26 protein-coding genes and 1 pseudogene are annotated in these 25,859 nt (G+C 39.8%); 21 read left to right on the top strand and 6 right to left on the bottom strand.

The features are described 5' to 3' along the window. Positions 1–542 precede the first annotated feature (542 nt). The 16 genes from cysH (at position 543) to ABF638_RS14445 (ending at position 13,126) form a co-directional block, all read left to right on the top strand. Positions 543–1,268: a phosphoadenosine phosphosulfate reductase gene (gene cysH, locus ABF638_RS14520; RefSeq protein ID WP_435023372.1), complete on the top strand. Its 726-nt coding sequence runs from the start codon at positions 543–545 to the stop codon at positions 1,266–1,268. A 68-nt stretch (positions 1,269–1,336) separates the two neighbouring features. Then, positions 1,337–2,590: an exonuclease subunit SbcD gene (gene sbcD / locus ABF638_RS14515; protein ID WP_435023370.1), complete on the top strand. Its 1,254-nt coding sequence runs from the start codon at positions 1,337–1,339 to the stop codon at positions 2,588–2,590. A 42-nt stretch (positions 2,591–2,632) separates the two neighbouring features. Next, positions 2,633–2,761 carry a hypothetical protein gene (locus tag ABF638_RS14510; protein WP_435023368.1) on the top strand — a complete coding sequence of 43 codons (129 nt, stop codon included), beginning with the start codon at positions 2,633–2,635 and terminating at the stop codon, positions 2,759–2,761. 151 nt (positions 2,762–2,912) lie between these two features. Further along, a complete protein-coding gene (locus tag ABF638_RS14505; RefSeq protein WP_435023366.1) occupies positions 2,913–3,188 on the top strand; it encodes a hypothetical protein in 276 nt (91 codons plus the stop codon). An 11-nt stretch (positions 3,189–3,199) separates the two neighbouring features. Continuing rightward, positions 3,200–3,592 carry a type II toxin-antitoxin system VapC family toxin gene (locus ABF638_RS14500; protein ID WP_435023364.1) on the top strand — a complete coding sequence of 131 codons (393 nt, stop codon included), beginning with the start codon at positions 3,200–3,202 and terminating at the stop codon, positions 3,590–3,592. Between the two features lie 123 nt (positions 3,593–3,715). Continuing rightward, positions 3,716–3,931, top strand: coding sequence for a type II toxin-antitoxin system HicB family antitoxin (locus tag ABF638_RS14495; RefSeq protein WP_435023362.1), 216 nt, complete (start codon positions 3,716–3,718; stop codon positions 3,929–3,931). Further along, a complete protein-coding gene (locus ABF638_RS14490; RefSeq protein WP_435023361.1) occupies positions 3,928–4,152 on the top strand; it encodes a type II toxin-antitoxin system HicA family toxin in 225 nt (74 codons plus the stop codon). The genes ABF638_RS14495 and ABF638_RS14490 overlap by 4 nt, the downstream gene beginning before the upstream one ends. Before the next feature lie 388 nt (positions 4,153–4,540). After that, entirely contained in the window at positions 4,541–5,698 is a 1,158-nt protein-coding gene (locus ABF638_RS14485) for a sulfate ABC transporter substrate-binding protein (RefSeq protein ID WP_435023359.1), read from the top strand. 57 nt (positions 5,699–5,755) lie between these two features. Beyond that, entirely contained in the window at positions 5,756–6,757 is a 1,002-nt protein-coding gene (locus tag ABF638_RS14480; RefSeq protein ID WP_435023357.1) for a PstS family phosphate ABC transporter substrate-binding protein, read from the top strand. A gap of 51 nt (positions 6,758–6,808) precedes the next feature. Next, the gene (gene pstC / locus ABF638_RS14475) at positions 6,809–7,750 is read left to right on the top strand and encodes a phosphate ABC transporter permease subunit PstC (RefSeq protein WP_435023355.1); all 942 of its coding nucleotides are present in this window, start codon (positions 6,809–6,811) and stop codon (positions 7,748–7,750) included. 5 nt (positions 7,751–7,755) lie between these two features. After that, positions 7,756–8,655 (top strand): phosphate ABC transporter permease PstA, encoded by a 900-nt coding sequence (pstA, locus tag ABF638_RS14470; RefSeq protein ID WP_435023354.1) that lies wholly within the window; start codon positions 7,756–7,758, stop codon positions 8,653–8,655. A gap of 51 nt (positions 8,656–8,706) precedes the next feature. After that, positions 8,707–9,534: a phosphate ABC transporter ATP-binding protein PstB gene (pstB, locus tag ABF638_RS14465; RefSeq protein WP_420762704.1), complete on the top strand. Its 828-nt coding sequence runs from the start codon at positions 8,707–8,709 to the stop codon at positions 9,532–9,534. Positions 9,535–9,893: 359 nt separating this feature from the next. Then, positions 9,894–10,118, top strand: a complete 225-nt coding sequence (locus ABF638_RS14460) for a hypothetical protein (protein WP_435023351.1) — start codon at positions 9,894–9,896, stop codon at positions 10,116–10,118. Beyond that, positions 10,087–10,248, top strand: a complete 162-nt coding sequence (locus tag ABF638_RS14455; protein ID WP_435023350.1) for a hypothetical protein — start codon at positions 10,087–10,089, stop codon at positions 10,246–10,248. The genes ABF638_RS14460 and ABF638_RS14455 overlap by 32 nt, the downstream gene beginning before the upstream one ends. A gap of 238 nt (positions 10,249–10,486) precedes the next feature. Beyond that, entirely contained in the window at positions 10,487–10,912 is a 426-nt protein-coding gene (locus ABF638_RS14450; RefSeq protein ID WP_435023348.1) for a hypothetical protein, read from the top strand. Between the two features lie 81 nt (positions 10,913–10,993). Continuing rightward, entirely contained in the window at positions 10,994–13,126 is a 2,133-nt protein-coding gene (locus ABF638_RS14445; RefSeq protein WP_435023346.1) for a single-stranded-DNA-specific exonuclease RecJ, read from the top strand. Positions 13,127–13,190: 64 nt separating this feature from the next. On the opposite strand, the gene psb30 is transcribed toward ABF638_RS14445, so the two are convergent. Next, entirely contained in the window at positions 13,191–13,334 is a 144-nt protein-coding gene (gene psb30 / locus ABF638_RS14440; RefSeq protein ID WP_435023345.1) for a photosystem II reaction center protein Ycf12/Psb30, read from the bottom strand. A gap of 343 nt (positions 13,335–13,677) precedes the next feature. On the opposite strand from psb30, the gene ABF638_RS14435 reads away from it, so the two are divergent. From ABF638_RS14435 to ABF638_RS14425, 3 genes are all read left to right on the top strand, one after another. Then, on the top strand, positions 13,678–14,028 hold the full coding sequence (locus ABF638_RS14435; RefSeq protein ID WP_435023343.1) for a YkgJ family cysteine cluster protein: 351 nt from the start codon (positions 13,678–13,680) through the stop codon (positions 14,026–14,028). A 100-nt stretch (positions 14,029–14,128) separates the two neighbouring features. Then, positions 14,129–14,551, top strand: coding sequence for a TMEM165/GDT1 family protein (locus tag ABF638_RS14430; RefSeq protein ID WP_435023342.1), 423 nt, complete (start codon positions 14,129–14,131; stop codon positions 14,549–14,551). A gap of 82 nt (positions 14,552–14,633) precedes the next feature. Beyond that, positions 14,634–14,936 carry a TMEM165/GDT1 family protein gene (locus ABF638_RS14425; RefSeq protein ID WP_099100177.1) on the top strand — a complete coding sequence of 101 codons (303 nt, stop codon included), beginning with the start codon at positions 14,634–14,636 and terminating at the stop codon, positions 14,934–14,936. 128 nt (positions 14,937–15,064) lie between these two features. Here the strand turns inward: ABF638_RS14425 and ABF638_RS14420 are convergent, their stop codons facing one another. Continuing rightward, positions 15,065–15,994, bottom strand: a complete 930-nt coding sequence (locus tag ABF638_RS14420; RefSeq protein WP_435023340.1) for a cobalamin-binding protein — start codon at positions 15,992–15,994, stop codon at positions 15,065–15,067. Between the two features lie 473 nt (positions 15,995–16,467). Here ABF638_RS14420 and ABF638_RS14415 point away from each other — a divergent pair, with 473 nt between their 5' ends. Both ABF638_RS14415 and ABF638_RS14410 read left to right on the top strand, forming a co-directional pair. Continuing rightward, the gene (locus ABF638_RS14415; protein WP_435023337.1) at positions 16,468–18,660 is read left to right on the top strand and encodes a hybrid sensor histidine kinase/response regulator; all 2,193 of its coding nucleotides are present in this window, start codon (positions 16,468–16,470) and stop codon (positions 18,658–18,660) included. A gap of 491 nt (positions 18,661–19,151) precedes the next feature. Further along, positions 19,152–19,610 carry a hypothetical protein gene (locus tag ABF638_RS14410; RefSeq protein WP_435023334.1) on the top strand — a complete coding sequence of 153 codons (459 nt, stop codon included), beginning with the start codon at positions 19,152–19,154 and terminating at the stop codon, positions 19,608–19,610. Positions 19,611–19,816: 206 nt separating this feature from the next. Here the strand turns inward: ABF638_RS14410 and ABF638_RS14405 are convergent. The 4 genes and pseudogenes from ABF638_RS14405 to ABF638_RS14390 form a co-directional block, all read right to left on the bottom strand. Beyond that, positions 19,817–20,959 (bottom strand): annotated as a pseudogene (locus ABF638_RS14405) (BMP family ABC transporter substrate-binding protein). Between the two features lie 589 nt (positions 20,960–21,548). Next, the gene (locus ABF638_RS14400) at positions 21,549–22,319 is read right to left on the bottom strand and encodes a WecB/TagA/CpsF family glycosyltransferase (protein WP_435023332.1); all 771 of its coding nucleotides are present in this window, start codon (positions 22,317–22,319) and stop codon (positions 21,549–21,551) included. 243 nt (positions 22,320–22,562) lie between these two features. Further along, positions 22,563–23,621, bottom strand: a complete 1,059-nt coding sequence (locus tag ABF638_RS14395) for a glycosyltransferase family 4 protein (protein WP_435023331.1) — start codon at positions 23,619–23,621, stop codon at positions 22,563–22,565. 525 nt (positions 23,622–24,146) lie between these two features. After that, positions 24,147–25,652 carry an RtcB family protein gene (locus ABF638_RS14390; RefSeq protein WP_435023330.1) on the bottom strand — a complete coding sequence of 502 codons (1,506 nt, stop codon included), beginning with the start codon at positions 25,650–25,652 and terminating at the stop codon, positions 24,147–24,149. Between the last annotated feature and the right edge of the window lie 207 nt (positions 25,653–25,859).

Genomic DNA, 25,859 nt, shown 5'->3' with positions numbered 1-25,859 from the left:
TTCAGAATTAATCTCTGCTGAAAGTCACAGCAGAAAGTTAATACACACGGATTTATCTGGATAAAAAAGTAAAAGTCCCACTCAGTTTTGAACGGGACTATGTGAAGTCTTATTGCTAAAATTAGAAATTTTGATCTAGAAAAAGTTCATTATTGTGATGATACCAACGCTTGTTAACATCATTAAAGCGCCCATAATTATAGATTGGCCTAATGGATTGCTGAATTTTGCATTGTTCATTTAAGTAAAATCCCTTTTATTAATAGTCCCTTAACCATATCAAAATCAGTATAAATATCTATAAAACCATTGTAAAACTTAAATTACCGTAAAATTTCTTAGTAAATACTTATTTTTGAACTTAAGTATCAATTTTTACTTTTAATGATTTGTTCTTCTGGTCTGCCGACTTCCCATTCTCCAGTTCCACAACGTAGTAATTTCCGAACAGAATAAATACCTGAACTCCGAGCGGAATACGTGCCTTGATGGGATAAAATAAATCTTAATCAAGGTAAAAATATTTTGAATAGAAGATTATCATGACAGCATCCACGGAATCTAGAAACCAAGCGATCGCTTTTGACTTAGAAAAATTAAATGAGCAATTTGAAACTGCCACTCCCAAAGAAATACTGGCATGGTCTATAGAAAATATCCCAACGGGACTGGTGCAAACAAGCGCCTTTAACGTGGATGACATGATAATTACCCATATTCTTTACAGTGAACTGAAGCATCCCGTTCCTGTGATCTTCCTCGACACCTTGCACCACTTCCCTGAAAGCCTAGAATTAGTAGCCAAAGCTATACAAATCTACAACTTGGATTTGCAAACTTTCAAAACTCCAGATGTAGACACCCGCGAAGCCTTTGAAGCCAAATACGGCGACAAACTCTGGGACAAGGATATTGCTAAATTCCACCACATTACAAAAATTGAACCACTGCTACGGGGTCTAGACGAACTCAATAGCGTCGCTTGGATTACCGGACGCCGCCGTGACCAAGCAGTAACCCGTGCGAATATGCCCATATTTGAATTTGATGGTAAAGGTCGGCTGAAAGTAAATCCTATAGCTACTTGGACACGCAAAGACAGCTGGCTTTACGTGGCTGAACACGGAGTTATCTACAACCCCCTCCACGACCAAGGTTATCCCAGCATCGGCGACCAACCCATCACAACCAAAGTAGGCGAAGGCGAAGACGAACGCGCCGGACGCTGGCGGGGAAGTGATAAAACAGAATGTGGAATTCATATTTAGTCATTGGTCATTTGTCATTTGTCATTAGTATTAGACAAAGGACAAATGACTAAGAACAAAGGACAAATATGATTAAAATCCTCCATCTCTCCGACATCCACATGGGAAGCGGCTTTTCCCACGGACGAATTAATCCGGCGACGGGATTAAATACACGATTGGAGGATTTTGTCAATACTCTCTCTATATGTATTGACCGAGCGCTGACAGATGCAGTTGATATGGTGATATTTGGTGGCGATGCTTTCCCGGATGCGACACCACCACCTTATGTACAACATGCTTTTGCCAACCAGTTTCGCCGTCTTATGGATGCCAATATTCCAACAGTACTGTTGGTAGGCAACCATGACCAACATTCCCAAGGACAGGGAGGGGCGAGTTTAAATATTTATCGCACTTTGGGAGTGCCAGGGTTTGTTGTCGGTGATACATTAACTACTCACTGCATCCAAACCCGTAATGGCAAAGTGCAAGTAATCACGCTGCCTTGGCTGACTCGTTCGACTTTGATGACTCGCCAAGAGACTGAAGGTTTATCTTTGGCGGAAGTCAACCAACTATTAACAGAACGTCTGCGAGTTGTTCTAGAAGGGGAAGTTCGCCGTCTTGACCCTGATGTGCCTACTATTCTTTTGGCCCACTTGATGGCTGACAATGCAACCTTGGGCGCAGAACGATTTTTGGCAGTAGGTAAAGGCTTTACTCTACCCCTATCTTTGCTGACGCGACCTTGTTTTGATTATGTAGCGTTGGGACATGTCCACCGCCATCAAAATCTGAATAAATCCAACAACCCACCGGTGATTTATCCAGGGAGTATTGAGCGGGTAGATTTTAGCGAAGAAAAAGAAGACAAAGGCTATGTAATGCTGGAACTGGAGCGGGGAAGCGCTGAGTGGGAATTTTGTCCTTTAACGGTTCGGACTTTCCAGACCATTGAGATAGATATCTCGAAAGCAGATGATCCGCAAGCGGTGTTAATGAAAGCGATCGCTAAGTATGATATTGAAGATGCTGTAGTGCGGCTAATTTACAAACTCCGCTCTGAACAGATGGATTTAATTGACAGTTCCTCTCTACATACTGCTTTAAGTCCTGCTCACACCTACACTATTCAAGCAGAATTAGTCAGTCAATTAGCCAGGCCCCGGATTCCTGAATTGAGTGCGAGTAGCAGTATTGACCCAATGGAAGCGTTAAAAACTTACTTGAACAACCGCGAAGACCTCAAAGACATTGCAACATCAATGATGGATGCAGCCCAGAAGTTGCTAGCAAATGAAGTGGAAGTTTGGCTAGAAGCAGCAACTAATGAGTAGTATAAAGCCAATTAATTTACTATACTCCACTCCACAAAACTTATGACGAAAACAATCCAAGTAAAGGACACTGACTTACGCTATTTAATCGATAACTTTGGTATTGAGTTAGTTTTGGATGACTCATTTTTCCGGGAATGGCAAGAAGATTTACCAGAAATTAATTGCTGAGTACTTAAATCTTAATTGCTTGATTATATATTCTGACAGAAGGGGTGATGTCTGACACCAGCCGATACGCGTTTACGCTACATAAGTTAGCATTAAGTAATAAGAAAATGTCTTATATTTCAATAGTAGTGATTACAGGAGTAAGCAGACAATGAAGATTAGGGGAATCAAACGCGGTCAAACTATTGAATTATTAGAGCAAATTCACAGTATTCCTGATGGAGCAGAAATAATCGTTAATCTAGAACTTACTTCTACTGAAGCTGTCGTAGCAAAACTAGACTTGACAGATGAAGAAAGGCTTACAAAATTGAATAAATTATTTGGAATTTGGCAAGACCAACCAGAGTTGATAGATATATTTGCTGAAATTGACCAGCAACGTCATACTTACCAAGGAAGGGTGATAGACTCAATAGATAAATAGAAGAAAGACTAATGTATCTTCTAGATACTAACATTTGTATTGCATTGCTTAATGGCAATCCCAAAGTAGTACCTATATTTAATCGCTATTTCAGCCAATGCTATCTATCTACAATAGTAGTTTCAGAACTTTACAAAGGTGTTTACTGTTCTAAGCAAGTTGAAAAAAATTTAGAAACACTAGCACAACTAACTGAACTATTACCCATTGAGGCATTTGATATAGATGCTGCCAGAGAATTTGGTAAAATTCAAAGTGAATTGAGGCAAATTGGTAGACCAACAGGAGAAGTAGATGCACTCATTGCTGCCGTTGTCCGCTCTCGTAATGATATTTTGGTTACGAACAATATCAAGGATTTTGAAAATATACTTAATTTGCAATTAGAGAACTGGTTAGAGTAGCAAAAAATCTGTATGAGTATTTCTACAATTGAGCGATCGCCTGATTATACTTTCTCACGGTAGGAGCGATCGCTCTTTCAATAATGAGAGAATATACTGTCTATAAATTTAGGGAAGTTCATAATGAAGCGAGAATTTAATGTAATTATCGAACGAGATGCAGATGGCTACTTTGTTGCTTCCGTCCCAAATCTTCCTGGTTGTCATACGCAAGCTAAAACTTTAGATGAGTTAGTGGAACGTATTAGAGAAGCGATTGAACTTTGTCTAGAATTTGAGGAAGAACAGCAGGATTCACTCGACTTTGTTGGTATTCAACGAGTCGCAGTTGAGATATGAGTCAATTCCCAAGTCTCACAGCAAGGGAAGTTATTGCAGCCCTGAGCAAAGTTGGTTTTGAAGTGGCTAGGATACGTGGCAGTCATCATATTATGATACATAGTGATGGGCGTAGGACAGTAGTTCCTGTACATTCAGGTGAAACAATTGGTCGTGGTTTGCTAGCACAAATACTACGCGATTGCCAAATAACTCGTGAAGAATTTAGGGAATTGTTGTAAGTATTGATGATTTTGAAGGTTAAATATTATATACAAATAATAGTCGTAATAAGCGCGATCGCAAAATATGATACTCAAGATGTTGTAGTGCAGCTACTTTGTTTTAAAAAAAGCTTTATTGGCTAAAAAAATTCGAGTTTATACTATTGTTTTGTATTACTTATGACATCTTTTTATCAAATTTTATGTATGTGTGCAATTAGATTGTCTCCCTTTGCAGCAGAAAAAACCCATTTCTTGAAATTCCTTGGTAAATCAGACTTTTGATGACAAATTGCTCACCTAGTAAAAAAATTGAAGCCAGATGATAAATATTATTCTATATACCCTATAATTCTTTTAATTACGGTATACATCTAGAAATACCGTAGATTTAGGGGTGATTCTAATGAGCAAGTCGCAACAACCAACCAAATTAAGTAAATTCTTAAGTGAGGGGATACAGGCTTATGCCACGAAAGCCTTGCGGACTATGCAACTATCGTATCAACACGCAATTAGAAGTTGGTTGAATGGCCGCAGTATCCAAAGCTTTGTAAGTCTGTTTTTAATAAGTATTTTTTTGAGTATAGCAGTTGCCTCCTGCTCTGGAAGCAGTTCAGCTAGCAAGAATGATGTTAATTTAAAACTCGTTTCATTCTCTGTTACCAAAGCCGCTCATGACCAGATAATTCCCAAATTTGTCGAAAGCTGGAAGAAAGAACACAACCAAAACGTCACGATTGAGGCGACTTATGGGGGTTCTGGCGCTCAAGCGGCAGAAGTTATTGCAGGCTCACAAGAAGCAGATATAGTACATTTGGCACTCCCTCTAGATGTCATTAAAATTCAGCAAGCAGGTTTGATTAAATCAGGTTGGGAAATCCGATATCCGAGAAATGGTATTGTCAGTAAATCTGTAGCTGCGATCGTTACTCGTGAAGGTAATCCCAAAAATATTCAGACTTGGGCAGACTTAGCAAAAGATGGTGTAAAAATAATTGCAGCTAACCCCAAAACCTCTGGTATTGCTATCTGGGAATTCCTAGCTTTTTGGAGTTCTGTGAGTTTAACAGGTGGTGACGAAACCGCAGCATTAGATTATGTCACCAAAGTTTATAAGAACATCCCTGTATTGACGAAAGATGCCCGTGAAGCTAGCGATTCATTTTTCCAAAAAGGTGAGGGAGATGTCTTAATTAACTACGAAAATGAGGTAATTTTGGCGCAAATAGGTGGATTGAAGTTGCCTTATGTTGTACCTCAAGTTAATATTTCCATCGATAATCCTGTGGCTCTAGTTGATAAAAACGTTGATAAACACGGTACAAGAGAAGTTGCACAAGCATTTGTGAATTTTCTTTACTCCACAGAAGCTCAACGAGAATTTGCCAAATTACAGTATCGTCCTGTTAACCCCACCGTTACTCAAGAAGTAGCCTCAAAACAACCGCCAATTAAAACTTTATTTACCTCTCAAGATTTAGGTGGTTGGGAGCTTATCCAGAAAAAGTTTTTTGAAGATGGGGCAATTTTTGACAAAGTTCAAGCTGCTAGCAAAGCATGAACTTGATTTTTTCATGCAGCATTCTTTGTATAGTCACTTTATCTCAATTGATAATTTATGAGCTTTCATAGCCGATTTAAAGATAGCATTTTCTTCACATCTTTAATGATTCTTGCCAGTAGTATCACTGCTTGTAACGGTGGACAAGAATTGAAAAGTCAGGTGAGTATTGATGGTGCAGCCGTGGGTTTTCCTATCTCTTTAGCAGTTGCAGAAGAATACCAAAAGGTTAAACCTGACGCGAAAGTTAGTGTTGCTTCCAGTGGTACGGGTGGCGGTTTCAGTAAGTTTTGCAATGGTGATATTGATATTGTTGGTGCTTCTCGTACCATCAGAAATGAAGAAATCAAAAAATGTAAAAGCAAGAATATTGAGTTTGTAGAGTTACCTATAGGTTTAGACGGCGTAGCTGTAATTGCAAATCGTAAAAACGACTTTGCTAAATGTCTAACCATTAAGGAAATGAACACAATTTGGAGTGCTAAATCAGACGGCAAAATCTTGACTTGGGATCAAGTTAATCCTAAATTTCCTAAGCTACCACTAAAGCTTTATGCTCCAGCTTCTGATACAGGAACTTTTGATTATTTAACTCAAGCTGTTACTGGCAAAGCCAAGAATGGCCGCACCGACTACACTCCTAGTCATAATCAAAATCTGCTAGTGCAAGGTGTTTCTGGAGATGAATCAGCATTGGCTTATGTAGGGATATCTTACTACATTCAAAACCAAGAAAAGCTCAATTTAGTTGCTATCGAAAATCTCAAAGGAGAATGCAAAAAACCAGTTCCGTTGGATAATGTCCTCAAAAATACCTATACACCTTTGTCTCGTCCCCTCTTCATTTATGCCAGCAAGATATCTTTAGATAACAAGCCAGCAGTCAAAGAATTTGTAGATTTTTATTTAGAAAATTCTTGGAAGTGGGTAGATGGTGCTGGATATGTAGCACTACCTGATGAAGCTTACGTCAAGGTAAAACAAAAATTTGCTACTGGTGAAACTGGGACAAAATTTCAAAAAGCCAAACCAGGTGAACCAATTACAAACTTTCTTTAGACAAATACCCATTCAGATGTAACTTGATTTGTAGTTAAGACTTAACTGTTTATGCAAAATTACACTTCTCAAGACGATTCTTATTTATTACCTAGACCATCACTAGACAAAGATATATCTGAAGATATATCTGAAAGGATTGTGGGAACGATTTTATTTGCTTGTGCTTTAGTTTCTGTTTTGACTACCTTTGGTATTGTTGTAATTATTTTTCAGGAGACATTTGGTTTTTTTCAAGAAGTTTCCTTTGCTCAATTCTTTCTTGATACTAAATGGACACCTCTATTTGCAGAGAGGCATTTTGGCATTTGGCCTTTAATTAATGGCACTTTCTTGACTACAGCTATTGCTATGTCAGTGGCGATTCCTTTGGGTTTATGTTCTGCCATTTATTTGAGTGAATATGCTCAACCCAAAGTAGCAGCAGTTTTACGCCCAGCAGTGGAACTTTTAGCAGGAGTACCAACTGTAGTATATGGTTACTTTGCACTATTGTTTCTGACACCATTGCTGCGGCATATTATCCCTTTAGAAATTTTCAATTCCTTGAGTGCGGGGGTAATGATGGGGATTATGATTACTCCCACCGTTGGCTCTATTAGCTTAGATGCTATTAAATCAGTTCCACGTTCTTTGCGGGAAGGAGCTTATGCTTTAGGTATCACGAAACTGGAGACTATTTTTAAAGTAGTTTTACCAGCAGCACTTTCAGGAATTATCGCCTCGATTATTTTGGGTATTTCCCGCGCTGTGGGTGAAACAATGACTGTCCTCATCGCCGCCGGACTACAGCCAAAGCTGACTATTAGTTTTGCAGAATCAATAGCAACAATGACAGCTTACATGGCACAAATTTCTGGCGGAGATAGTCCGCGTGGAAGTCTTAATTTCAAGACTTTATATGCTGTAGGTGCGGTTTTGTTTGTGATTACCCTATCTTTGAATATTGTTAGTTACTGGATTGCTAATCGTTACAAGGAAAAATACGAATAATAAATATGACTACGAGTTATCAAGAAGATGATTCCTTTGCATCTGGGGCAGAATTTACTGATAATGTTGACCAAAGGGAGAGCTTAGGAAAAGTATTTGAAGTAATTTTTTTCTTGGGTTTGATGATTGGGATATTTGTCCTAGCTTTGCTCCTTTTTGATATTTTGGGAGACGGATTAGGTAGATTTTTGTCCCCAGGATTTCTCACAGATACCCCTTCTCGTTTTCCTGACCAAGGTGGTATCCGTCCTGCTATTGTTAGCAGCATTTTGTTGGGACTTGTTGTGATTTTTGTAACTGTCCCAATTGGTGTAGGAGCAGCTTTATATCTCGAAGAGTATGCACCCAAAGCTTGGTGGACAGCGATTATTGAGATTAATATCAGTAATCTGGCGGGTGTGCCTTCTATTGTCTATGGATTGCTGGGTTTAGGAGTTTTCAATTATTTGCTTGGCTTTGGGCCGGCTTTGATTTCTGGTGCATTGACTTTATCTTTGCTGTCTTTACCAGTAATTATTGTCACCTCTAGAGAAGCGATTCGCGCTGTCCCGGATTCTCTGAGAAATGCTTCTTACGGTTTAGGTGTCACCAAATGGAAAACTATCAGCAGTCATGTTTTACCTTATGCTGTCCCTGGTATTTTGACAGGGGTGATTATCTCTGTATCTCGCGCCATTGGTGATGCAGCATCTCTAATTGTTGTCGGTGCTGTAGGTTTTCTCACCTTTGACCCTGGTTTGTTCCAGAGATTTATGGCATTACCCATTCAAATTTACAGTTACATCACTCGTCCTGAACCGGGTTTTGCTAGTGCAGCAGCAGCAACAATTATTGCGTTGTTACTCTTGATTTTAGCTTTGAATGGTGTAGCAATTTATATCCGGCAACGTTTTTCAATCCGTTAGATAATTAAATATCTAATTTAATACATTCACAGATATTAGGAGATACGAAAAATGACTTATAGCAATAGTAGAAGTCAATCAGATAGTGCCACAATAGACAAAGATAATTCTGTATTTAATGTTGAAGGTGTGAAAGTCTATTATGGAGGATTTCTAGCACTTATAGATGTCTACCTAAAAATTCCTGATAAACAAATTATTGCTTTTATTGGCCCTTCAGGATGTGGTAAAAGTACCTTATTGCGTTGCTTCAACCGGATGAATGATTTAATCCCTGGTGCTAAGGTTGAAGGTAGACTGAATTATCGCGATCGCAACATCTACGATTCTAAGATAAATTCGGTCAAATTACGCCGCCAAATCGGAATGGTTTTTCAAAGACCGAATCCTTTCCCTAAGTCAATATACGAAAATATTGCTTTTGCACCGCTTGCTAACGGTTACAAAGGTAACGTTGATGAATTGGTGGAAGATTCCCTCAGACGCGCTGCTATTTGGGATGAAGTCAAAGACAAACTCAAAGAGAAGGGTACTGCATTATCTGGCGGACAACAGCAACGACTTTGCATTGCGCGTGCGATCGCCATGAAGCCAGATGTATTATTAATGGATGAACCATGTTCTGCTCTCGACCCGATTTCTAGCCGCCAAGTAGAAGAACTCTGCTTAGAACTCAAGGAACAATACACCATCATTATGGTGACACACAATATGCAGCAAGCTTCTAGAGTCGCAGATTTCACGGCTTTCTTCAATACAGAAATTGACGAGCATGGCAAGCGTCGCGGAAAATTAGTTGAGTTTAATCCTACAGCCCAAATGTTCAGTTCTCCTCAAACTAAAGAAGCTGAGGATTATATCAGTGGACGCTTCGGTTAAAGAGACATTACAGCAGAAGGGGAAAGGTAAAAGCCAAGTTCAGTTGTGAGCGACTATTATCAAAACCTTTCCCTAAATTGTATGGTGCGTTAAAGCACCGCGTAACGTATGATATTCCCAGGTGCGTTACGGCTAAATTAGACTTTCTCAAACCCTCAAATTCCTACACAGCCGTAACACACCTAATTAATATTTACTTTATAAATAGGCTCGTATACAACTGTATATAAATACTTGCAAAGGAGCTATTCCTTGGGAAACACTTCCCGAACTTTTGCAGCTTGCTATTTTCACACAAATTACCCCTGCACAAGCTGAGACTAGGTAATATATATATAACCATAAATAAAAAGCGTACAGTGGAAATTCAAGAATTAAAAGCTTTGATTAAAGAAACTATGCGTGAAGTTCTGCAAGAAGAAAGACTTCGCCTCTGCCAAATTCTGATTCCTTACATAAGTGATGATGAGCAACGCGAACTTGAAGCCGAATTTGGTGTACCTTCAGATGATACTGAGGATGAAGTAGTTGATATGACCGATTGGGTAAAATATGGTAATAAAATTTCGCAAAAAAGCGATTAAATTTTTAGACAAAGCCAATCTCGAAGATGTCGAAAATATTCGAGAGCAAATAAAGCAAATTGTTATTGCTGTCGAAGACCAAGGTATTATCCCGTTTACAGAACTAGATATCCAAAAAGATGAAAGGTGATTGGGAGGGATTTTACAGACTAGGTATAGGTAAAAACAGAATTATTTTTACAGTTAATATTGATTCCAAAGACATCGAAATTTACGCTATTGGTGCGAGAGGAGATGTTTATAACAAATAATTCGTAATTCGTAATTTAATAACTGGGAATTACCAATAGTAATTCTGGAAAATATACTGAGGCTTAATAGTACTTGATTGAAGTAATATTTCAGTTTAGTAGTTATACTGTGTTATTATGTTTAAGCCTTTGTCATTTGCTTTAGTTGCAGCAACCATTGTAGTTGCATCAATCAATAACCCCAGCAATACTTTAGCTGGAACTTGTGCTTCTAAGTGTGGTTCTCGCCCAATTCAGTTTACACCTGGGCAACACATCAGAGTTGAAGTTGTAAATAGCACACCCAACCTGATTAAAATTCAAAAACCCTCCGGGACTGGTGCAATATCTTTGAGTCCAGGGCAGAAATTAAATTTAGAACAAATAGAGGGTACGGAGCCGAATACATCTTTGATATTTTGGAGCGAAACGGGTTTATCACTACAGGCAATTATCTCGAAACCTAACTTTGGTACATTGCGGTTGGAACTCCGTCCGACCTGGCGCTCTCCAGGCGATCGCTCTTTGTATATTATGGATGATGGTAAGATAAACGTGTTTTAGATCGCAAATAGTGTTATTAGTTATGAGTTAAGAAACAACTTTCAATTCAAGACTCATAACTGAAAACTCCTAACTTTTATTGTGCTAGACCGAGCTGTATCTGAAGTATCAAAGCCTCGCAGGCGCTTACCCGATCAGCGCTGGCAAATTTATCCACAAAAACCAGAATTTGCCCAAAAGCTGGCGATTTTGACAAATATTTCACCGATTGTCAGCCAGTTGTTGATTAATCGGGGTATGGAAACACCAGAACAGATACAAGCATTTTTAAATCCAGAGTCTTTAGTTTTGCCTTCGCCGTTAGAAGATTTTCCAGATTTGGCAATTAGTTTGGAGTTGTTGGAAAATGCGATCGCTTCTCAAACAAAAATTGCTATTTGTGGTGATTATGATGCTGATGGAATGACCAGCACTGCTTTACTTTTGCGTAGTCTCCGCACTTTAGGCGCACAAGTAGATTATGCTATTCCCAGCCGGATGCATGAAGGCTACGGTATTAATAAGCGCATAGTTGAAGAATTCCACAGCGAAGGTGTGGGATTAATTCTGACTGTAGATAATGGCATCTCTGCGTTTGAACCAGTTGCGAGAGCTAGAGAGCTTGGTGTTGCAGTTATTATCACCGATCACCACGATATCCCCCAAAAATTACCACCAGCTAACGCTATCCTCAATCCCAAACTAATAGCAGAATCGTCACCTTATCGGGGTGTTGCTGGTGTTGGTGTTGCGTATATTTTGGCAGTGTCTCTAGCACAACAGCTAGGAGAGACTAAGGGCTTGATCCAGCCGATGCTAGCACTGTTTACACTGGGAACGATCGCAGATTTAGCTCCCTTAACTGGCGTGAATCGCCGTTGGGTGAAACGCGGTTTACAGCATTTACCCAAATCCAACTTAGCTGGGATACAGGCGTTGATTCAAGTAGGTGGAGTGCAGGCGAGGGGAGATGAGGGAGCAGGGGGAGCAGGGGAGCAGGGGAGCAGGGGGGCAGAGGAGAAAAGCTCTAATCTAAAATCCAAAATCCAAAATCCAAAATCGCTCAAGCCTGAAGATATCGGGTTTCGCTTGGGGCCGCGAATTAATGCTATTGGTCGGATTGGTAATCCCCAGACTGTGATTGAATTGCTGACTACAGATGATATGGGGGTGGCGCTGGAAAGAGCAATGCAGTGCGAACAAATAAATGCCAGTCGCCAGGAGATGTGTCAGCAAATTGAACAAGAAGCGATCGCTTATGTAGAAGCAGAATTTGTTGCATCTCTACAGCAAAACCGTGTATTAGTTGTTGTTCAACCCAATTGGCATCACGGCGTTATTGGTATCGTCGCCTCCCGCTTGGTGGAACGCTACGGTGTTCCCGTGTTTATCGGTACTTATGAAGATGAGGAACATATACGCGGTTCAGCACGCTCAATTCCAGAGTTTCATGTATTTGAAGCTTTGGAATATTGTCACGATTTACTAGGCAAATTTGGTGGACACAAAGCAGCCGGGGGATTCTCTCTACCAGCAGAGAATTTAGAGATGGTGCGATCGCGTTTGATTGAGTTTGCTAACCAGTGTCTTGAACCCCAACATCTCAAGCCTTTGCTCAAAATTGATGCTGAAGTCAATCTCAATCATCTCAATCAACAGCTTTATCAACAGCTTAATGCTCTACATCCCTGCGGTATGGACAACCCCGATCCAGTTTTCTGGACACCTAATGTCCAAGTGGTTGAGCAAAAAATCGTTGGTAAAGGTCACATCAAACTGACAATTGCCCAAACTATTGATAATCAAGAGTACAGAATTAAAGCGATCGCCTGGCGTTGGGGCGACTATTTCCACCTACCATCGCGAGTGGATGTTGCTTACAAACTACGAGAAAATTACTTTAACGGTAACACCACCATTGAGCTAGAGTTAATCGGTGTCAGACTGCCAATTCAGCTTCAACAATTTTTTGTTTCGCCACCTACCACATCAAGCACAACCTTTGAGTACAATCAGCGACAGTATACTTGTGGTTTTTATAAAAACGGTATTGAAGCAGAATTAAGAATTAAAAATTCTGAAGGTAAAGTTTTAGCTATGCAGCCAGGACATATAATTGGTTTGATAGGAACTAATCGGCAAAACGCCAAAGAAGTTGATATTTCTCAACCACAATATGACAATATTATCCAAGCTGCCCTTCAGGCGTTATCAGTATTGAGTGCTGATTCATGAGTTATCAGTTTTAAATTCCAAAATTTTCTTCTACTCAGCACTCAGCACTCACTACTCAGCACTCTTATAGGTTGCCGTTGCGAAATGCCAGCACAAAGATTACTGCTGGGCCAGCAATCACAATTAGCGCCACGGACAGCAATTGGAAAATAACTTCCCAATTGATACTTAGAAAAGCATTAAACAAGTCAGACACAGCGTCAAACATTTTTCCTTTTCTCCTCTTAATTGCTTTAAAAAATTCAATAACTTAATTACAAAACCCGCAATTGATCATATCTGGCTATGGCCTGTTAGATTTAATTTACTTAACAAAATTATAAGAAAAGACATAAAAACGTAAAATAGGGGGATTGGGGACTGGTTCGGTTAAGGCAAGAGACGCGATGAATCGCCGTCTCTACAATAATCAGTCTTTCGTTTTGATGGCGATTTATCTATCGTGTTTTTGTGATCTCGAATTTTCAATCAAAAAACCTTAACCAAACCGTATTGGTTCCCAATCCCCAGTCCCTAATCCCCAGTTCCTAATCCCCAATCCCCAATCAAAAATGTCAACTTGGCAATGTGTAAAGCAATGTGGAGCCTGCTGTAATCTTGATCCAGCAGAGCGTCCAGATTTGGAAGACTATCTCTCACCACCAGAACTAGAACTCTACCTCAGCATGGTAGGCGAAGGGGGATGGTGCGTTAATTTCGACCATACCACGCGAGAATGTCGCATCTACGCCAATCGTCCTCGCTTCTGCCGCGTTGAATCAGAAGTGTTTCAAGATATGTATGGAGTTGAACCAGAAGAAGTTAACGATTTTGCCATTGACTGCTGTCGCCAGCAAATAGAGGGTGTATATGGCGATCGCAGTTTAGAAATACTACGCTTCGACAAAGCTGTTGGACTTTGACACTTCCACCATCCTTTTTTTGTATGTAGTTGCAATTTATTACAACAATCTGAGAATATGATAGAAATATGAAAGCAACCTAGAAACAAAACTACTGCCTGTGAAACTTGACTCTGCACCTTTGGAGATTTCTGGCATATCTCAGACTAAGATCGAACTAGAACTGAAAGACAGCACTGATTTGAACTTGGCTCCTGCGATCGTTCAGCCTGTAGTTGCCGATAGTCCTCAAAAGCAGCAATCAGCACTAGTAGTTTTTGGTACAACTTTTGTAACCATTTTTCTAGCAGAAATTGGAGATAAAACTCAGCTATCCACCCTCTTAATGAGTGCAGAATCTCATTCGCCGTGGGTGGTATTTATCGGATCTGCGGCGGCGCTGATAACCACCAGCTTATTAGGTGTGCTTTTAGGTAGTTGGATAGCCAGCCGACTCAGCCCAAAAACTGTAGAAAAATCAGCAGGCGTGATGTTATTGATGATTTCGCTAATGCTGTTTTGGGATGTATTTACTAGTCATTAGTCATTTGTCATTTGTCATTTGTCATTTGTCATTGGTCATTAGAAAAACTCCCCATTCCCCATTCCCCATTCCCCTAAATAATATGGATTGGCATCTTTTAGGACTGAGTTTTATTACAGTTTTTTTATCAGAATTGGGTGACAAAAGTCAGCTAGCGGCGATCGCACTTTCAGGACGTTCTAATTCTCCCCGTGCAGTATTTTTTGGTGCAGCAGGCGCATTGCTGTTGACAAGTTTGTTGGGATCTTTGGCTGGGGGTGCAGTAGCCGAATTGTTACCTACGCGTGTGTTAAAAGCGATCGCAGCTGTAGGATTTGCCATTCTCGCTGCACGCCTGCTGTTATTTAACAATGAACCATCAGCAGATTCTGAACAAACACCTTAAAAAGAATTCAGAATCCAGGAATCAGAATTCCTCCTTGTGGGTATTGGAACCCGCCAAGGCTTGAAACAACTCGAATTCCTACTGAATTCTGACTACTGAATTCTGACTACTGAGTTCTGAATTCTTCTTTACAAACGTTCCCAAGCGGTTTCTTTGTAGCCGTATTGAAAAATTTCTGGATGCAAAATTTCTGCCAAAATTTCTAGAGAATCCACCAGTCGCGGCCCTGGACGATTGAAGTAAGAATTGCCGTCAGTAATATAGACCCTACCAGCTTGGATAGCGTGTAATTTTTCCCACTCTGAACCTTGAGTTAATAACAAATTGGCTTCTTGGCGAGTGCGATTTAAATCAAAGCCACAAGGCATAAAAACAATTACATCTGGATTGGTTGTTAACAGTGTTTCCCACCGCAAGATTGGAGAAGGCTGACCTGTAACACAAAATAGAGACTGTCCTCCTGCTAAATTAACTAATTCAGGAATCCAATTAGCGGCAACCATCAAAGGATCAGTCCACTCGATACAGGCGACAGTAGGCAGTTCATCTAAAGAAAGTCCTTGGAGTCTTTGCTGACAAATTTTGACACGAGCTTCTAAATTTTCTAAGACTTTTACCGAATCTACGTCAAAGGTGTTGCCGACTCGCTCAATGTCAGTCCAAATATCTTTGAGAATATTGGGTTGTAAAGAAATAATCTGGGGTTTACTGTCAACGAGTGTGGCAACTGCTTTTTCCACTTCGTGTAAGCTGACAGCACAAACATCGCACTGGTCTTGAGTAAGAATGTGGGTAGGCTGTAACTGTTCTAAAACATCTGTCTTGATTTCATAAATACTGAGAGCCGATTGCAATAAATTGTTCACTTCCTCGTGAATTTGGCTGCTGGAGGTATTGGAATTTAAGCGTGCTTGGGTACAAATCGGGCGATTGAGGATTTCTGGAGGGTAGTCGCATTCGTGCGATCGCCCCACAATAGCATTAACCAACCCTAGTGCCGCTAAAATCTCCGTTCCACCGGGAATCAGGGAAACAATTCTCACATTACTATCTGTCATCGCTCCACCTCCACAAAAGCTGCCATTGCTTCAATTCTTGCAAAATTTAAGTCTTTAGGCATCTTTCTCTAGGAGAATCAACGGTGCTTTGATAGTAAGCACTAAGCAAGAAATTGAACTAGGGACTGGGACTAAGCACTGGGGATAGGGAAGAGTTTTTCTAAAATCCAATCCCTATGACCCAGTGCCAAATTCAAAATTTTACACTAATTATACCAATTAACAGTAGAATCACTTAATAATGTAATCCTTAAAAATGTTAATTACCACCTAGCAAAAACCACTGATATGAAGTAATAGAAGCGACTAGCAAAATCTAGTTTGTAACTCATTATCCACAATCATAAAATTTGATTAGAAAAATTATACTTTCCGGTTATGAAAAACCATATCAAGTAATTGTAGTTATACAAAGAAAGTTCTAGTTTTCCGTAGAACTGCAAGGCAAAATTATTTCTTCTTGAGGGCAACTAATGCAGGTGGTGTCAGCTAGAAATATTACAGAGCACAACCAGGCCCAAGAGGCTTTCCGAATCAGAGAAAATAGTCGGCGAAAACAAAGCCAGTCTCTGGTGCAACTGGCAAGAAGCAAGACATTTCAGGAAGGTAATCTCAATGCGGTTTTGAGGGAAATCACCGAAACTGCTGCTCGGACACTCTTGGTGGAGCGAGTTGGGGTATGGTTATATAATGAAGAACGTTCAAAAATTGAATGCATTGATTTGTATGATGTAAGGACTAAAGAACATACCTTTGGTAAATCGCTTTCAAAAACAAATTTTCCTGCTTATTTCCAGGCTTTAGAAGAGGAACGTACCATTGCCGCACATGATGCCAGAAATGATACAAGAACCCAAGAATTATCCGAGTCTTATCTTTCCGTTTTGGGCATCACATCCTTACTGGATGCACCGATTTGGCTAGAGGGTCGTTTGGTAGGCGTAGTGTGTCACGAACACATAGGCGAAAGTCGCCAATGGACTTTGGAGGAAGAGACTTTTGCTGGCTCGATTGCAGATTTCGTGACAATGGCTATAGAAGCGAGTGAGCGAAACTTCGTGCAGGAAGCACTACGACAGAGTGAGGCGCAATTTCGGGCGATTTTTGAGCGTTCCTCTATCGGCATTGGACTTATAGATATGAAAGCGCAGATAGTCGATACTAATCTGGCGCTGTGCGAGATTTTAGGATACAGCCGAGAAGATTTATACGGCAAGCGGTTTACAGATTACATTTCCATAGAAAGGGGGGATTTAAAACTTTACAAGCAACTGATGTCAGGAATTCGCACAGACTTAAAGACAACTTCGAGAGATGACTTACAACCCTCCAAACATCAGGAACAGCTTGTTGAAAGACATCGGATTGAGATGGAAAGACGCTGCCGGCATCAAAATGGTAGCTTAGTTTGGACTCATATCTCAGTTTCTGTTATACCAGGCAGCAATGGTGAACCTGAGTTTTTTTTAGCGATGATTGAGGACATTACTGAACGTAAGCAAACAGAGTTAAAACTGCGTGCCTCCCAAGAAGCAGCAGAAGCCGCCAGTCGGGCAAAAAGTGAATTTTTAGCAACCATGAGCCATGAGTTGCGGACGCCTCTAAATGCGATTATGGGTTTGTCACAGTTACTGCAACAAGAAATAGTTGGCTCTCTCAATGAAAAGCAGAACGAATATGTAAGTTGTATATATAGTAGTGGTGAACATCTGCTGGCATTAATTAACGATATCCTTGACCTATCGAAGGTAGAAGCCGGCAAAGAGGAACTGTTACTGTCACCTTTGCCAGTGTCAGATTTGTGTAATTATGTCATATGGACAGTGCGCGATCGCGCCTTAGAAAAGGGATTGCAACTCACACATGAAATTCACCTAGAAGCGGATATTTGTATTGCTGATGAGCGGCACATCAAACAAATGCTACTCAACCTGCTCACTAATGCTATTAAATTCACCTCAGTCGGTCAGGTATCACTGGTAGTCAAAAAAGTACCGCAAGGGATAACATTTACAGTTTCAGATACTGGAATTGGTATAGACTCAAATCATTTTCAATTTCTATTTGAACCGTTTAAACAGCTTGACAGTCAGCTAAATCGGCAGTATGAAGGCACTGGACTGGGTTTAGCTTTAACGCGCAAATTAGCGCGTTTGCATGGTGGAGATGTTACCGTAACATCGACTTTGGGAAAAGGTAGTCAGTTCACTCTGTTTCTACCAAATCCAGTGCATCCGAGAGATGAGGGGGCAAATTTTACCTTGTCCTCCTTGTCTTCCTCTTCCTCAATCATCCCTACAAATAAAACCATTTTGCTTGTGGAAGAAGAAGAAAATACTGCCACAGTGCTGCAAGATTATCTCCACACAATTGGCTACCAAGTCAAGTGGATAGATAATGGGAACGACTTTTTGAAACAGGTGCAAAACCTCCAACCAGATTTAGTTTTTTTTGATTTCCAGTTAGCAGAGGATGTTCGCATATTGAATTTGCTGAATATCCTTAGACAAGAGCCTTCTTGGGAAGATTTGCCAATTGTAATGATGACCTTTAGCGAACCTTTAGAAGAGGAAATTAGCAAGCTACCAGGGAATGTAAATGACTACCTTGTTAAGCCTATTCGGATAGTCCAACTAGAGTCAATACTGATTAGATATTTGAGTTAATTCGTTATAAAAAATGCGTTCTTATGACCAATTAGTGAAAAAAATATAATATATTTTTACGCTGACTGTGAAAAAATTTTCTCATTGTCAAGTGGAGAATAATAGCTTATTCACATCAAGTGTTTCTGAGTCGGTTAGAGCTAATTGTTATGATGAAAAAATCGATTTTTTTAGCCAATATTCTACACATTACTTTCATCATTTCATTTTTGAAATCTTTCAGAGTAATACAAGCATCAATTAAGTATTAAGTAATTTATAGCACCTTAGTCTACGTAGCTGTGATTAGTGTTGGCGCAGCCTCTCGCAGAGAAGCGGCATGAAGTCCGGGGATGAAGTTTCCCGCCGCTTTCAATAAAATTTATTTTACTCTTTGCATAAATCAATAGAAATGGGGTGAAAAGTGATCAAGCTCTCGTGGAAGATAAGCACTCCACAAAACAAAAAATTTAGAAACCCCATCATGATTATGGGGTAAGGGGTAATTAAGTATGATTCATCACATATCAATTTCTGTTCAAAATCCCCTGCACGTTGCTCAAGTTCTGGCTGAAGTCTTGAATGGGCAGGCTTTTCCCTTTTTCCCTCACCCAGGTAGTTATATGGTTTTTCCCCTTGACGAACATGGAACAGGAATTGAAGTTTATCCATTAGAAACTCAGCTAATACCTGGTGAAGGAGATAAGCAGTGTATATTTACAGAAAATGTTACTCCTTCTGGGTTCACAGCTACTCATGCAGCAGTCTCGGTTTCTTCTAGTCAGGAAAAAATTGAGTTGATTGGCGAACGGGAAGGTTGGAGAGTATTACGTTGTAACCGCAACTCTTTTTTTGATGTCATTGAGTTCTGGTTAGAAAACAAAGTCATGATAGAACTACTCACACCGGAAATGTCGGCTCAATATTTGGCGGTAACACAGCCAGAAAATTTGAAGAAAGTTTTTAGTTGATCACTCTGCTGCTGCTAATTTAACAACATCATTCAGGAGGCAGGAGTAAGCCACCTTCAAAAGCGTCAGACTTAGGCTGTAGACAATGCCAGATGCTCCAATTATGTATCGCACTGGAATGTACCTCACTTAAGCGAGAACCGCTATATAACTAAATTAAAAAATTAATAAAGAAAAACCCTAGTGTTGTGTATTTTTGAGCAGTGCTAGGATTTGGCCTTGGGAATTGACCCTTCGATTCCCTCAACATACCAATCCATCGCCAGTTGTCCCCGATCATCCAACACCTTACCCTTTGGCACTCGCACCATCCCTTTTTGATCTTTCACTGGGCCATCAAAAGGATGTGCAGTACCCTGAATAAACTCATCACGCTTCGCATTCACCAGTTGTTGCACATCAGATGGAATCGCCTGATTCATCGGGGAAATATCCACCATCCCTTCACCAATACCATCCCAAACATCTTGAGGCTTCCAAGTGTTACTCATTACAGCCAAAGCTTTATCTGTATAGAATTTGCCCCATTTGTTAATAGGTGATGTCAGGTGAGCTTTTTGACCAAACTTACTCATATCAGTGTTGTAGCCAAAAGCATAAATATCTTTTTCCTCTGCAAATTGGACAACTGCACCAGAGTCAGTATGCTGTGTTAATACATCCGCACCTCAATTGACCAAAGCTTGAGCCGCTTCTCTTTCTTTCGCTGGATCGTACCAACTTTGTACCCAAAGTACCTTAACTTTTGCTTGGGGATTTGTTAGGCGCACTCCTTGAGTGAATGCACTGATTCCTCGAATTACTTCTGGAATTGGGTATGCGCCAATAAAACCAACTACATTTGATTTTGTCATCTTGCCAGCAATCATACCGGTTAAATAACGCGGTTCTTCAAAGCGTCCCAAATAAGTACCAACATTAGCAGCACGCTTGTATCCTGTACAGTTTTCAAAGATAACATCACCAAAGTCCTTGGCAACTTTAATTGTTGGGTTCATGTAGCCAAAGGAAGTTGTAAAAATCAACTTATTACCATCTAATGCTAATTGGCGAATCACCCTTTCAGCGTCAGCGCCTTCGTTTATATTTTCGACAAAGGTAGTTTTTACCTTATCTTGGAGATTGGCTTCCATGTCTCTGCGACCCAAATCATGGGCATAAGTCCAACCAAAATCACCTACAGGGCCCATATAAACAAATCCCACCTTCAGAGGTTCATTTACCGCCATAGGTGATGCTGAGAGGGACACATCCGGCTGTGAATTGGAATTTCTACCTTGAAAACAACTAGTTAAGGCAAAGCTAGATCCTGCTAAAGTGACATACTTTAGAAAATTCCGACGATCCATATTCTATTGATTGGATTTACCTGTGTAAATGGGTAAAAAGGTTTTTTGATTGCTATTAGCACCAGACACGGTTTAAATTGGCTACTTATTTAAGTTTAGTTTAATTTTAGCTTTTACTTTTGCTATCAATTTACTTAAGAAAGAAGATAAATAATGATTAAATTTATACAAGAAACAAAGTTTTTTTACGAAACGTATATTGGAAGCCAGCTTTGTAAAAGGAATTGGGGATTGGGTAACCATCGAAACATACGACGCTAGATAGTGAAGCGTTAGCGACGCGATCAGTTGATTTTAGAAAAAATGGTTCTTCAGCAATATGCCAAAAATTTAATGGAAAGGTAAAAAAATTAAATTTATGATACTTCATCATAAATTATATTATTAGCCTGATAACATAGAATTTCAGCTATTAATTTAGCATATAGGATTACTCTGTGATTTTTGAACAAAATTAGGTAGTGGCGTGGCAAAGCTAATGCACTATTTTAGCTGTGTCACGCCACTACGTATCTTTTTAAAAATCAAATAGTAGTCCTATAGTTAATACTGAAAAACCGAAAAAATTTACCAACTCAGCACTCTTCATTCAGCGATTTGTGAGCATTGCTTGGGTAATTCGCTGTTTAAGTACCCGATAAAAAAATAATGGAATGCCTACAATATAACGATCCCAGAGACGGGTAGGTTCAGTAATTAAGCGTGTTAACCACTCAAGTCCATTATCAGTTAGCCAACGTGGACCGCGGTATATAGAGTCAGTATAAAAATCTAGACAAGCACCTAAAGGTAAAAATACAGTAGCTTCAATTTTATTGAAGTTATCTAAAATCCAGCGTTCTTGTAACGGCATACCAAAACCAATATATAAAATATCTGGTTTAAATTTATTAATTTTGTCTATTACCAAATCATTCTCTTTTCCTGATTTATCAAAATAACCATGATGTCCATGTATACGTAAATTAGGTGCAATTGCTGCTAACTTAGTAATTGCTTTATCGACTACGCCGGGTTTTCCAGCTAACAAAAATAAAGAAAGGTTTTCTCTCTCACATTTTAATGCTAAATCTTCTATGTAATCTGGTGCTGTCATGCGATGTACAGATTGCACTGAATAACCGTTGAATTTAGCTCCTATCAATACACCAAATCCGTCACAAAATACTAAATCAGCTTTATTCAAAAAATCTCGATACCAATACTTTTCGTATGCTAAATTCATAGCTTTGATATTCACATGTTCTACAATTGTCTTTTTTTTGCTTTTTGCTGCTTCTATTAAATAATCTATTAATTCTTGTACTTTAACTTTATGGAATCTTGTGTAAAGTAACTTTACTTCAGGAAAAGTTTTCATTTCTGAACCTCATTTATTAGCGAACACACTAAATAGAAAAAGAGATGAACAATAAAATTAGTGACTTGAGCATTCCCTTAATTGTTAATAATATTAATTCCATACTTTTTAATGCTTGCTATCCTTCTAGAGGATGAATTGCTTAGTTTTTAATTTCAGTATTTAATAGACTGCATAAATCCCTTAACTATAAGGGTAGCTATATAACTAAAAAAACTGCTTATCTTTAGATCAAGAAGACTCTCAATCTAGAACTGCTTTATAAATGCATTTCAAAGATACAAAATAATCCTTTATATCCAAGTGTTTAACGCTGACTCGTGCATTATTTCCCAGAGACATTCTCAGATTTTCATCTATAATTAAGGATTGCATTGCTTCTGATAATTGTTGAATATCCCCCGGATTAACTAATAAACCATTCTGGTCTTGAGTAACTATCTCAGGTATTCCTCCTACTGCGGTAGTGATAACTGCTAAACCCCAACTCATTGCTTCTAGTAGTGCCATAGGAAGACCTTCATTGTAAGAAGGCAACACAAATACATTAGCTTCAGTTAAAAGCTCGTCGCGTTTTTCTTGGTCTACCCAGTCAAGAATAGTGATGTGGTCAATAAGATTTAGAGTTGGAATCAAACTGCGAGCTTTTTCTACATCTCCATCCCCCGCCATAACTAACTTTGCTCGGCTTTGTTGAGCAGCAGGTATAGAAGCAAATGCCTTAATTAAATCAAATGCACCTTTGCGCTCACCAATGCGCCCTAAAAATAAGAAAAATATCTCCTTGGAATCTATCCTCTGTGGAATTTGTGCGGGAATTTTTACCGGGTTAGGGAGAATTATAACTTGCTCTGATTTCAAACCAAGATTTTCAATATAGAATTTTTTCCAGCTATCTGATAAAACAATAAAATGGGTAGATTTACGAAATGACCAATTGAGCCACTGCTTAAGCAATTGAGGAAGTTTAGAGTAAAACAAATGAAAATCAGCACTATGAGTATGAATAATTACTGGTTTTTGAAATAGCCAACCAATAATAGTAGTAATTGAGTGACGAAAAGCACTACCTCTATCAGAAACATGAATGTGAATTAGGTCAGTTTTCTGGTTTAATAAGTTCCAAAATAACTTAGCTATTGCTTGCAAAAACACTAACACTTTATGGACAGTAGAGCCATTCGGTAAAGTAGTGATATGTGTAATTTGAATATCAGATGTAGTTTCTTCAAGAATGAGTTTTTCCACAGAAACTATTCCACCTTGGCGCTCTAAGCTTTCGCCTAACATAGTAATTTTCATGGGACTCATAATTGCTATTAATCTATTTTTGAAATTCAGTATGCTGCTGTATCTATAAGCATTGAAGGGATGGGGGTTTCAAAGCCTCTCAGGAGTGGCGAAGAGGTTTGAAGAGGGGGTTTAAGATATCTTGCGACTTTTTAAACATTTAAAACGTTTACTTAAGTAATTTTAACTTTTTAATCCCGTAGAATATATCATGTATCATGTCCATAGCCAAGACAATATAAGAAAAACTGAACTTTACTTATTTTTGACAGGGGTTTGGGCTTAAGTTTACACTAATGGCATCTGGCTACGGGCGCTCGTGTCGCCCACTCCACAAGAAGTAGTTGAGTATTTTTTTATTTGGAAGTCCCTTAGCTGTAAAGTAGACATCTCTAAAAGGAATGTAGATACGCGGAATTTTGCTTCTCTACAAAAATTCTGGATAACGCATATTTAATTTCTGGAGATGTCTACCAATAAAACCAAAGTAGAGACGGGAAATTTCGCGTCCCTACTTTTCTGCGTAGCAAGCAACCCTTACGCCTTAAACGTCAACACCGGACTCAACCGTGCCACAACATCAACCATTTCTGCCTGAACCTGCACATTAATCACAGACTGAATTGGTTTGTAAGCAGCGGGTGCTTCTTCAATGCGGCGTTCTTGACGCAGGGTGATGCAGTCTACCCCAGTTAATCCCAGTTCTGCCTCACTTTCAGATGCACCTCTGCGATTGAGGTCGAAGCGAGAATGAATTCTTCCCGCCCCGTGTGAGGCCGAATTACAAAATGCTGGATTGCCTCTACCCACCATCAGATAAGAATAAGCACCCATTGAACCTGGGATAATCACTGGTTGCCCTAGATGGGCGGGACAAGCGCCCTTGCGTGTTATCCACTTCTCAATTTTGGATTTTGGATTCTGGATTTTAGATTGGAGAGATTTTGTGTACAACGTCTCTACATCTTCAAGTTGTGGCAAGGTGATGTTATGCGGCAAGTCATAAACTAGAGGTGCTTCCACATCTTTGTATACTTCTCGTAAACGCAGACGTAGCAATTCTGCTAACAGCAGGCGATTGACAAAGGCATAGTTAGCAGCAGTGGCTTCAGCTTGTAGGTAACTGGCGACTAGTTCGGGATGAGAATAAGTAGAGAGAGGAAAAATCTGAGACTCAGGGTATTTCAGACCTTTTTGCCAAGTCGCCTTAGCTTTATCTCGCCACATTCCCCCAATATATTTACCCACGTTTCGAGAACCAGAGTGAATCATAAAAGCTAGCTGTCCTTCGCGCACTCCCCAAGCGTGGGCAAGTGTGCGATTTTCGACTTTATCAACCCGTTGCACTTCTACAAAATGATTACCACCGCCAATAGTTGCCAGTCCGCCATCGCGTACTAGTCCAGTATCGGGAACTAATTCTTCAGGCGCTAGTTTCCAGTTACCATCCATTGAACCACCTAAGAAGATGCGTTCGCTCTCTTGGGCAAGTTGTTGCAAATCAGATTTGACCACACTCCCCGTAGGTTTATCTAGCATGGCATCCAGCCAACCGGGAACTCCGTATTGAAACAAAGCTTGCATTGCGTGAGCAGTCATCGTCACATCACGCGTACCGAAGAAGTAATCCCCCTTCATGCGTTCTACAAATTGGTCACGCTTTGCCAGAAATTCGTCGATTGTCAAATCAGCAACATGCAAGCGCATCCCACAATTGATGTCAGAACCGACAGCACCAGGGATGACCTGCCCCACAGTTTCTACGACTGAACCAATGGCAACACCCGCATCACCTGGGTGAAAGTCAGGCGTGGCACAGGCACGACAAACACATCCACCTGACGGGTGGCGGACACTTGCCAAATTCGCTAACTGCTTCAGTGCCTTAGCTTCTACGGGAAAATCTTCCGGTAGTAACACTTCTGCGACAGGGGCATCAGGAGAATTAACTAGACGAACTGAATAAGTACAATTGTTATAAGTTACATCTAAACCTTGCCGCTCTAAAGCACGCAAGAGACGTTTCAGATTTTTGGGCTGCATGAAAACTCCAAATAGAGTCTTAAAAAAGACTCTTTGTTGTGAAGAAATGAGGAGACTTGGGTTCAGCAGCCGCGTCTCAAGTGGTGCGGAGGGTTGTTTTCTCTACAATTCTGAGAAAATAACAGGTTAATTCTGACTAATGTGGTTATATAGCCTTAATAACACACACTTTCAGCGGATGACAAGTGTTTTGTAGTACGTTGTATT

The organism is Nostoc sp. CALU 1950, from assembly GCF_051172895.1.
In the GTDB taxonomy this organism is placed as follows: domain Bacteria; phylum Cyanobacteriota; class Cyanobacteriia; order Cyanobacteriales; family Nostocaceae; genus Nostoc; species Nostoc edaphicum_A.
This window is presented reverse-complemented; position numbering and strand designations above follow the sequence as displayed.

Excerpts from the sequence above, each read along its gene's own strand:
- ABF638_RS14495 (WP_435023362.1), top strand. The coding sequence starts at position 3,716 with ATGAAGCGAGAATTTAATGTAATTATCGAACGAGATGCAGATGGCTAC.
- ABF638_RS14400 (WP_435023332.1), bottom strand. The coding sequence starts at position 22,319 with ATGAAAACTTTTCCTGAAGTAAAGTTACTTTACACAAGATTCCATAAA.
- ABF638_RS14500 (WP_435023364.1), top strand. The coding sequence starts at position 3,200 with ATGTATCTTCTAGATACTAACATTTGTATTGCATTGCTTAATGGCAAT.
- ABF638_RS14480 (WP_435023357.1), top strand. The coding sequence starts at position 5,756 with ATGAGCTTTCATAGCCGATTTAAAGATAGCATTTTCTTCACATCTTTA.
- ABF638_RS14485 (WP_435023359.1), top strand. The coding sequence starts at position 4,541 with ATGAGCAAGTCGCAACAACCAACCAAATTAAGTAAATTCTTAAGTGAG.
- ABF638_RS14490 (WP_435023361.1), top strand. The coding sequence starts at position 3,928 with ATGAGTCAATTCCCAAGTCTCACAGCAAGGGAAGTTATTGCAGCCCTG.
- ABF638_RS14435 (WP_435023343.1), top strand. The coding sequence starts at position 13,678 with ATGTCAACTTGGCAATGTGTAAAGCAATGTGGAGCCTGCTGTAATCTT.
- ABF638_RS14510 (WP_435023368.1), top strand. The coding sequence starts at position 2,633 with ATGACGAAAACAATCCAAGTAAAGGACACTGACTTACGCTATTTAATC.
- ABF638_RS14395 (WP_435023331.1), bottom strand. The coding sequence starts at position 23,621 with ATGAAAATTACTATGTTAGGCGAAAGCTTAGAGCGCCAAGGTGGAATA.
- ABF638_RS14415 (WP_435023337.1), top strand. The coding sequence starts at position 16,468 with ATGCAGGTGGTGTCAGCTAGAAATATTACAGAGCACAACCAGGCCCAA.
- ABF638_RS14455 (WP_435023350.1), top strand. The coding sequence starts at position 10,087 with ATGGTAATAAAATTTCGCAAAAAAGCGATTAAATTTTTAGACAAAGCC.
- ABF638_RS14420 (WP_435023340.1), bottom strand. The coding sequence starts at position 15,994 with ATGACAGATAGTAATGTGAGAATTGTTTCCCTGATTCCCGGTGGAACG.
- ABF638_RS14410 (WP_435023334.1), top strand. The coding sequence starts at position 19,152 with ATGATTCATCACATATCAATTTCTGTTCAAAATCCCCTGCACGTTGCT.
- ABF638_RS14390 (WP_435023330.1), bottom strand. The coding sequence starts at position 25,652 with ATGCAGCCCAAAAATCTGAAACGTCTCTTGCGTGCTTTAGAGCGGCAA.
- sbcD (WP_435023370.1), top strand. The coding sequence starts at position 1,337 with ATGATTAAAATCCTCCATCTCTCCGACATCCACATGGGAAGCGGCTTT.
- ABF638_RS14450 (WP_435023348.1), top strand. The coding sequence starts at position 10,487 with ATGTTTAAGCCTTTGTCATTTGCTTTAGTTGCAGCAACCATTGTAGTT.
- psb30 (WP_435023345.1), bottom strand. The coding sequence starts at position 13,334 with ATGTTTGACGCTGTGTCTGACTTGTTTAATGCTTTTCTAAGTATCAAT.
- pstC (WP_435023355.1), top strand. The coding sequence starts at position 6,809 with ATGCAAAATTACACTTCTCAAGACGATTCTTATTTATTACCTAGACCA.
- ABF638_RS14425 (WP_099100177.1), top strand. The coding sequence starts at position 14,634 with ATGGATTGGCATCTTTTAGGACTGAGTTTTATTACAGTTTTTTTATCA.
- ABF638_RS14505 (WP_435023366.1), top strand. The coding sequence starts at position 2,913 with ATGAAGATTAGGGGAATCAAACGCGGTCAAACTATTGAATTATTAGAG.
- pstB (WP_420762704.1), top strand. The coding sequence starts at position 8,707 with ATGACTTATAGCAATAGTAGAAGTCAATCAGATAGTGCCACAATAGAC.
- cysH (WP_435023372.1), top strand. The coding sequence starts at position 543 with ATGACAGCATCCACGGAATCTAGAAACCAAGCGATCGCTTTTGACTTA.
- pstA (WP_435023354.1), top strand. The coding sequence starts at position 7,756 with ATGACTACGAGTTATCAAGAAGATGATTCCTTTGCATCTGGGGCAGAA.